Genomic DNA, 8,651 nt, shown 5'->3' on the forward strand with positions numbered 1-8,651 from the left:
TTTGTGTGTTTTTTTTTTTTTTTTTATATTAAACACAAAACAACCCCACCCCCCCCCCCCCCCCCCCGACCCCGGACCCCGCAGCGTGCAGGCGCCTACTGTTGATGACAAACTCTCTTTTACCCCAAACCCCCAAAACGATCGAAATACTCCTGCTGCGGCGGCGGCAAGGTACCCCCTACATGCTGTAACTCCCGCTCGATAAAGTTCAACGCACCGCGGTGGACCAATCGATACAGCTCGGCAGTCAATCCCTGTGCCGCCGCCCCCGCCCAATCCTCAGGCAGCAGCTCCACCGGTAACTCCGTGTCCTTGAGTAAAATACGCCGGTATTCGTGAATCAACAGTGTGCGCAACTGGAAACACTGCTCGTCGGCCAGCGGCGCCGTCGCCAGGGATTCCAACAACGGGCGAAACTGATTGAGAAAATCCCGGTAACGGGCCTCCAGCTCATTGAGTCGCCAGCAGTTATACGCCTGGCGCCGGACAGTGCCGGCCACACAGATTTCGTCAGTGCAGGCGCGCATCACAATCACCTTATCCGCCACTCCCAACTCGCCCAGGGTCTCGGCCAGCGCCTCGTGCTCCCCCCTGGGATAGGCCAGCACTCCCGGCACCAGCGCCCCATAACCCAGCCACAGCAGTTCCTTGCGCAACGCCTCGCGCTGCTCATCCGCCAGTTGCGCCGGCATCACCAAAGTCCACTGATTATCCCAGGTCTCGCTCTGCAGCCCATAGATACGCCGGGCCGCGCGCTGGTAGTGACGCAGGCCAAAATCGGAGAAGCGGTAATAACTGCGCCGCCCCACCTGCTCCGCCTGCAACCATCCCTCCTGAATCAGGCGATACACAGAGGTGCGCACCAGGCGCTGGTTCAGCCCGAAGGGCTCGAGTACCCGAATCACGTCCCCCAGCCACACCTGGTTGCCGTGCTGCGAAATCGAATCGCCAAACAGTGTGACGATCAGCGAGCCGCCGCGCATGGGTTTGCGCCGGCAAAACTGCTGGAGCAGATCGTTCACTGAAGACAGGGCAGACATGGTTCTCGATTGAGGCCGAAACACAAAGACAGCGATTCTAGCAGCTACTGTGGCGGCTGGGTCAATATCGGCAGTGTCAACGTCTGTTTCGGCTGTTTGAGCGAAAACAGTGTATTGACCGACCGAATGCCCTTGACCTGCAACAACCGCCCGGACAGAAAGTGCTCGTAGGCCTCCATATCCCGGGCTGCAATCTTCAACAGGTAATCACACTGCCCGGTCACCGAATGGCATTCGAGAATCTCCGGACACTGCTCGACGGCCTCGATAAACGCCGCCAGCGTGTCGGCATGGTGATTATCGAGACTGATTTCGGCGAACGCGAGTACCTGAATGCCCACCTTTTTCGGGTCCAGCATAGCGACATAATTCTGGATATAGCCTTCGTCCTCGAGTCGCTTCACCCGCCGCCAGCAAGGCGCCGCCGACAGCCCCACCCGCTCCGCCAGCTCCCGATTGGACAGGCGTCCGTCGGTTTGCAGGGTTTCCAAAATGGCACCGTCATAGCGATCCAGAGTCACAAAGCAAGACCTTTTCTTTTTTTGATATGAATAAGAAACAACATTGCCAATACTGTCGATTATTGGTGGATTTAGCAAGTAAATTTCCAGCATTCAAAGCTAAACTTTAATGCATCTCTTTTGCATATCCTTCTACACAACAACGAACGCCCTTTACAGACAGCGAGCGAGAGGAGAACCCCCATGGGCGCATTACCCCAACACGCCCCCGCCGGTAACAGCCGGGACCCTTTTTCTTTCGACTGGAAACACATCAGCTACCTGCTGCATCTGTCCAGAGCCATGGACACGGTAGAAGAGCAGGAGCTGGTACCGGCTAAACTGGTGTTCAACCAGTTTTCCGCCCGCGGTCACGACCTGGCCCAGATTCTGCTCGGCGCCCTGCTCACCCACCCTCACGACGCCGCCAGCGGCTACTACCGCTCGCGGCCCTTTGTGCTGTCGCTGGGGCTGGACCCGGAAACGGCCGTCGCCGCGCCCATGGCCAGGTCCGGCGGCTACAGCGACGGTCGCGATATCGGTGTGGTGTGCAACTACCCCAATATCGAGCGCCGCGGCGCCATGCTGTTTCCCATGTGCGGCGGTGTCGGCGCCCAGTATTCGCCCATTGCCGGCTGGGCCCAGTCTATCGTCTATCACCGCGAGCAGTTGCGCGACCCCAGCTTCCAGGGGGCGATCGCCGTTTCCATGGGCGGCGACGCCTCCATGTCCACCAGCGGTTTCTGGTCGGCACTCAATATCGCCACCACCAATAAGCTGCCCCAACTGTTTTATATCGAAGACAACGGCTACGGCATTTCGGTACCACAGGAAGTACAGACACCCGGCGGCGACCAGGTGGCAAACCTCAGCGCCTACAAAAACCTGAAAATCATCGACGGCGACGGCACCGACCCGGTCGCCACCCCGGAACTGATACGCGCCGCGGTCAAGCATGTGCGCCAGGGCCAGGGCCCCTGCCTGTTGCGACTGAAAGTACCGCGCCTGTGCGGCCACACATTTCAGGATACCCAGGCCTATAAGCCGGCCGAGCTGATCGAGGCCGAACAGGCCCGCGATCCCCTGCCGAAACTGCGCGACCACCTGCTGCAGACCGGTGTAATGAGCGCCGCCGAGTGGCGACAACTGGAGACCGATGCCGCGGCCGCGGTGACCGCCGCCGTCGCCGCGGCCAAGCGGCGCCCGGAGCCGGACCCGGCCGAGTTGACCCGATACGTCTACGCCGAAACCCGCGCCGACGGCAGTCCCGACCCGCAGTTACGCGGTGGCCTGCACGCCGCCGGCCACCGCTTTCCAAGCGCTACGAACACGCCAAAACCTGAGGGTGCGCGCCTCAATATGCTCACCGCGATTCGCAAAACCCTGGAATTCGAAATGCAGACCAACCCCAAGGTGCTGGTATTCGGCGAGGATGTGGGCCCCAAGGGCGGTGTCCATGGCGCCACCCTCGGCCTGCATGAAAAGTTCGGCGACCGGCGGGTGTTCGATACCAGTCTGTCGGAGGAGGGGATTATCGGCCGCTCTGTCGGTATGGCGCTGGCGGGACTGATGCCGGTGCCGGAAATCCAGTTCCGCAAATACGCCGAACCGGCCGCTGAGCAGTTGAGCGATACCGGCATTATGCGCTGGCGCACCAACAACCAGTTTGCCGCCCCCATGGTGGTGCGTGTGCCGGGGGGCTTTGCCCGCCGCGGCGATCCCTGGCACTCCATGTGCGACGAGGTGGAGTGGGCCCACAAAGTGGGCTGGCAGTTGGCTATGCCTTCCAACGCCGAGGACGCCGTCGGCTTGCTGCGCTTCGCCCTGCGGGACAACAACCCCACCATCTTTTTCGAACACCGCGCGCTGCTGGACGACAGTTGGGCGCGGCGCCGCTATCCGGGAGACGACTATATACTGCCGTTCGGCAAAGCCAATACATTGCTGGCCGGCGACAAACTGACGGTGGTCTGCTGGGGCGCCATGGTGGAACGCTGCCTCAACGCCGCCCGGGCCCTCGGCGAGGGCATCGAAGTCATCGACCTGCGCACCCTGCAACCCTGGGATCGGAACGCTATTCTAACCTCGGTTAAAAAGACCGGCCGCTGCCTGGTCGTGCACGAGGACAACCGGACCGCCGGCTTCGGTGCCGAAATCGCCGCGGTGCTGGCCGAGGCCTGTTTTTTTGATCTGGACGCACCGATCCGGCGCCTGACCATGCCGGATATACCCAGTCCGCACAATCAACATCTGCTGGCGGCCGCGGTGCCGTCGCAGGCGCGCATCGGTGCCGCCATGGAAGACCTGCTGCAAATTTAGCGCCCGGGACAAAAACAAATAAACGGCAACACTTTCACTATCGGTTACCGCTATGCCACAACTTATCGACATCACCCTGCCGGCCGATCAACTGGAGGGCACATCTGCCACACTGTCGTGCTGGCTGGTTGAGCCGGGCCAGCCGGTCAATGCCGGCGATCCCCTGCTGGAGTTGGAAACCGACAAAGTCTCTATGGAAGTCAGCGCTCCCGCCGACGGCGTGCTGGAGACGATACTGGTGAATCCGGGCGAGGCGGTGGAACCGGAGATGATTTTGGGTCGTCTCGCCGAGGCCGGCGCTGAGCGCGCCCCGACCGGCGAACTGGCGGCAACCGGCACTGAGGCTGCCGGAGTCGCGCCGGCGGAGACCGGGCTCGTTGCCACCACCGCGCGAACCGGGGCCGGCGGCAATAACACGCCGGCCCGTATCGAGCCCAACGGCACCACCGTCACGTCCGCTTGCACCGGGGCCAACGGGGGCGGTATGTCGTCCCCTACCGAGCCCGACAGCGCCCGCCACCTGATCGGGCCGGCGGTGCGCCGGCTGGTGCGGGAAAACAATCTCGATATCGACACCATACCGGGCAGTGGACGCGGCGGGCGCGTCACCCGCGACGATGTGTTACGCTTTCTGGCACAGCCAAAACCCATTCCCACATCGGCGCCGGGCAGTGACAATACCGTCGGGGCGCCGGCGAGCCGCAAAATCCCCCACTCCACTATGCGCAAAACCATTGCCAGTCGCATGGTGGAGAGCCTGCTGCACACCGCGCCCCACGTTACCAGCGTCTTTGAAATGGACATGTCGAATGTGATCGAGCACCGCCGCTGGCATAAAAAAGAATACGCCGAGGACGGGGTTAACCTCACCTTTACCGCCTACTTTTTAGCGGCCGCTGCGCGGGCGATAAAAGCGGTGCCGCAGATTAACGCGCGCTACCACGACGACGGGCTGGAGCTGTTCGAGGACGTCAATATCGGCGTCGGCACGGCGTTGGGCGACGCCGGTCTGGTGGTGCCGGTGGTACCGCAGGTGCAGGCCAAAAAGCTCTTTGAAATTGCCCGCCATTTACAGGGACAGACCGAGCGGGCGCGCGCCGGCACCTTGACACCGGCGGAAATGAAAAACGGCACCTTCACGATATCCAATCACGGTGTAGGCGGCAGCCTGTTCGCCACGCCGATCATTATCAACCAGCCTCAGGTGGCCATCCTCGGCATCGGCAAACTGCAAAAGCGGGCTTTGGTTGTGGAGGTGGACGGCGAGGACGTAGTGGCGATAAAACCGATGTGCTATGTGTCGCTGACGATCGATCACCGCGCTGTCGACGCCTTTCAGACCAACAAATTCCTGACTGAATTTGTCGATACTATCGAGAACTGGGGACAGTAGAAAAGCGCTTTTTCCAGTTGTCCGGCGACAGGGGGTATAACGGGGCCTGTTCTAATTTATCGGTCCGGCGGCAATCCTGAGGTAGCACTGAAAGGATGTTTAAGCGAAAACGGTGCCAGTCGATCGGTCTGCCGCTGGGCGATGCTTTCAGAAACATGTCGTGAACCCATCCCTGGGGACGTCACGACAGCATCCCTGCTGTCGAGAGTTTCTGAAAGCATCGCCCAGCGGCAGACCTACCTTCAGTATTCTTAAACCAGGTGCTCAAGTACCAGCGTCACAAGCACTATCAAAAAACCCTACCCAAGGCGGCGGGATACCCCTAAAACAGGTCGTGCCCAACCCGGCGACCGACCGCCATACACCATTTTTCAACCGGCCATCTGCTCCAGCTCCAGCCCTTTGGTTTCGTGCACCACGCGCAACACGAAAAACACCGACACTATGGCACCCAGCGTATAGAGACCGTAGGCGCCGGCCAGACCGATCGACGTCAACAGGATCGGGAAGCTCATGGTAATACCAAAGTTGGAACCCCATTGAAACAGGCCGCTGACCGCCAGGCCGGAACCGCGAATCTGGTTGGGAAACATTTCACCAAGCATCACCCACATCACCGGTCCCCAGGAACTGTTAAAACAAAAAACATAGACATTGGCCGCCGACAGCGCCAGCGTGCCCATGGCATCGGACAGGGTGAGTTTGCCATCCGCTCCCAGTGTCGCCGTCGAGAAAGCCAGCGCCATCACTCCCAGCGACAAGGCCATGCCGACAGAACCTCCCCACAACAGCGGCCGGCGGCCGATTTTATCGATCAGGGACATGGCCAGCAGGCAGGCGGCAATACTGATGGCACCGGATATCACATTGACCAGCAGCGCATCACTTTCGGAAAAACCCACCGATTGCCACAACACCGCACCGTAATAGAACACGACATTGATGCCGACCAACTGCTGAAACGTCGCCAGTCCGATGCCGACCCAGACGATGGAACGCACCCGCCCGCTGTCGCGGTCGATCAAATCCGCCAGGCGCGGGCGGTGGTGATCAGCCGCCAGAGACTTATCGATTTCCACCAGCTTCGCCTGCGCCGCCGCCGCGCCGTAGAGGCGGGTCAGCACCGCGCGGGCACGCTCCGTGCGGCCCGAGGCCACCAGGAAGCGCGGGCTTTCCGGAATAAAAAGCAGGCCGATAAAAAACAGCGCCGCCGGCACCACCTCCACCCAGAACATCCAGCGCCAGGCCTCGAACCCCAGCCAGAATGCCGCGGTAGCGGAACCGGCGAAGCCGGCCAGCAGGTAGTTACTGACAAACGCCATAAACAAACCGAAGATAATGGCAATCTGCTGGACACTGGACAGCCGGCCCCGGTAGCGGGCCGGCGAGACCTCGCTGATATAGGCCGGTGCCATGACGCTGGCCGCCCCCACCGCCAGCCCGCCCAGTATCCGGTAAAACACGAACGCCGCCGAGGTCGCCGCCATACCGGAACCCCAGGCGGAGACCAAAAAGAACAACGCCGCCACGATCAGCAACATACGGCGCCCGAAGCGATCTGCCAGGCGCCCGGCGAAGAAGGCCCCCAGCGCGCAGCCGAGCAACATTGAGGCGACGTTAAAACCGGTGCCGACGCTGTCGGATTGAAACGCGGTGCGCAAGCCATCGACTGTGCCGTTGATCACACCGCTGTCGAAACCGAATAAAAAACCACCGATGGTGGCGACACAGCTAATCAGGATGATAAAGCGCGTGCTGTCTTCACACGCAGTCGCAGAAGAAGTCATTTTCAACTCGCTGTAATGATTATTTTCTCGCAAGTCTGCCTTGCCGCCAGGGTGGTATCAATTACCGAATCTGGTATCACAGCAGCGAAAATTAACACGTCCGGCCACTGCGACGCCAGCGTCACAACCGGTGAGCGGCGGTTTATGTCACTAAAATGGGCGTTTTTGATCATTGTGTTTACAGCCGCCAGGCGCCATGGTGGGTGCGGCTATCGGCGAAAAAGTTGTACCACTATGGCAATTCCCCCTGTATCAAAGCTCTCGTTTCCCGATCTGAACATTCCCGCACCCGGCACGGTTACCGCCGTCGGGCCGGGCGTCATGTGGTTGCGCATGCCCCTGCCTTTCGACCTCAACCATATCAATCTTTATCTTTTAGAGGATCACGACGGTTGGTTTGTGGTCGATACCGGTCTCGGCGGCAACCGGACCCAGGGCCACTGGGAAAGTATTTTCGACCACTGTCTCGCCGGCAAGCCCGTCAAAGGCATTATCGTTACCCACCTGCATCCCGATCACGTCGGCCAGGCCGGTTTTATCAGCGAGCGCTGGCGCGCGCCGCTGTGGATGACCCGCACCGAATACTTCACCGCCCGGGCGCTGTCCAGCGCGCCCTCGGAAGCGAGTCAGTGGCCCGTGCAACAGCATTATCAACGCAGCGGCATCAGCCCGGAGCTGCAGCAACAGGCGGTACAGGCCGAGGGCGGATTTTCCGGTTTTATCTGCCCCCTGCCGCGGGCTTACCGCCGCCTGCAGCACGATGACCGGCTGACCATCAACGGCAATAACTGGCGGGTTATGGTCGGGCGCGGCCATGCGCCGGAGCACGCCTGCCTGTACGCCGAGGAACTGGGTTTGCTGATTTCGGGCGATCAGATCCTGCCCAATATCACCCCCAATATCAGTGTTTATTCCACCGAGCCCGAGGCCAATCCGCTGGCGGATTATCTGGACTCCCTGCAACAGTTCAGGGCGCTTGCCGACAGTACCCTGGTGCTGCCGGCCCACAATCTTCCGTTTTATGGCGTCGGCCACCGCGTGCAGCAACTGATCGATCATCACCGGCAAAAACTCGACACGCTACTGGCCGCTACCGGGAAACCTAAAAGTGCCGCTGAACTGATGCCGGCGCTGTTCAAGCGTGAGTTGAGCCCCCACCAGACCATGTTTGCGCTGGGGGAGTGCCTGGCGCACCTTCATTACCTGATGTATCGGGGGGACCTGCAGCGGGAGCTGGACGATCGGGATATTTATCGCTATCGCAGCACGCGCCCGCAGGCGCAAGCGACGACCGCGGCTGTGCCGGCGTCGGCAACGCCAACCAGGGTTTGATGCGGATGGGGTTCGTTTAGGGTGTTTACATTCGCTTGAAGCGCTACTTTTGATGGCGGTCCTGAAGAGGACCAGCGCCACTCACTCGGCAGTTGGTTGGAAGAACAGCCTCCAGTGGCACCTCTTCCGGCGGCTCGGTGCGGGGTGGCTCGGTGCGGGGTGGCTCGGTGCGGGGTGGCTCGGTGCGGGGTGGCTCGGTGCGGGGTGGCTCGGTGCGGGGTGGCTCGGTGCGGGGTGGCTCGGTGCGGGGTGGCTCGGTGCGGGGTGGCTCGGTGCGGGG

7 protein-coding genes are annotated in these 8,651 nt (G+C 61.0%); 4 read left to right on the plus strand and 3 right to left on the minus strand.

Annotation, left to right across the window (positions count from 1 at the left end; all coding sequences use genetic code 11):
* Positions 1–119 precede the first annotated feature (119 nt).
* Both paaX and FKG94_RS26955 read right to left on the minus strand, forming a co-directional pair.
* Positions 120–1,040, minus strand: a complete 921-nt coding sequence (gene paaX / locus FKG94_RS26950; protein ID WP_142930055.1) for a phenylacetic acid degradation operon negative regulatory protein PaaX — start codon at positions 1,038–1,040, stop codon at positions 120–122.
* Between the two features lie 44 nt (positions 1,041–1,084).
* Positions 1,085–1,561 carry an Lrp/AsnC family transcriptional regulator gene (locus FKG94_RS26955; RefSeq protein WP_246125435.1) on the minus strand — a complete coding sequence of 159 codons (477 nt, stop codon included), beginning with the start codon at positions 1,559–1,561 and terminating at the stop codon, positions 1,085–1,087.
* Between the two features lie 183 nt (positions 1,562–1,744).
* Here FKG94_RS26955 and FKG94_RS26960 point away from each other — a divergent pair, with 183 nt between their 5' ends.
* Entirely contained in the window at positions 1,745–3,859 is a 2,115-nt protein-coding gene (locus tag FKG94_RS26960) for an alpha-ketoacid dehydrogenase subunit alpha/beta (RefSeq protein ID WP_142930057.1), read from the plus strand.
* Positions 3,860–3,911: 52 nt separating this feature from the next.
* Positions 3,912–5,252, plus strand: a complete 1,341-nt coding sequence (locus tag FKG94_RS26965) for a dihydrolipoamide acetyltransferase family protein (RefSeq protein WP_142930058.1) — start codon at positions 3,912–3,914, stop codon at positions 5,250–5,252.
* Positions 5,253–5,623: 371 nt separating this feature from the next.
* Here the strand turns inward: FKG94_RS26965 and FKG94_RS26970 are convergent, their stop codons facing one another.
* Positions 5,624–7,039 carry a sugar porter family MFS transporter gene (locus FKG94_RS26970; protein WP_142930059.1) on the minus strand — a complete coding sequence of 472 codons (1,416 nt, stop codon included), beginning with the start codon at positions 7,037–7,039 and terminating at the stop codon, positions 5,624–5,626.
* A gap of 234 nt (positions 7,040–7,273) precedes the next feature.
* On the opposite strand from FKG94_RS26970, the gene FKG94_RS26975 reads away from it, so the two are divergent.
* Together FKG94_RS26975 and FKG94_RS29105 are read left to right on the plus strand one after the other, a co-directional pair.
* Positions 7,274–8,371: an MBL fold metallo-hydrolase gene (locus tag FKG94_RS26975; RefSeq protein WP_179957831.1), complete on the plus strand. Its 1,098-nt coding sequence runs from the start codon at positions 7,274–7,276 to the stop codon at positions 8,369–8,371.
* A 92-nt stretch (positions 8,372–8,463) separates the two neighbouring features.
* Positions 8,464–8,651 (plus strand): hypothetical protein (locus tag FKG94_RS29105; RefSeq protein WP_218943659.1); only part of this gene is annotated, 188 nt, incomplete at its 3' end.

This window comes from Exilibacterium tricleocarpae (assembly GCF_007004655.1).
In the GTDB taxonomy this organism is placed as follows: Bacteria; Pseudomonadota; Gammaproteobacteria; order Pseudomonadales; family Cellvibrionaceae; genus Exilibacterium; species Exilibacterium tricleocarpae.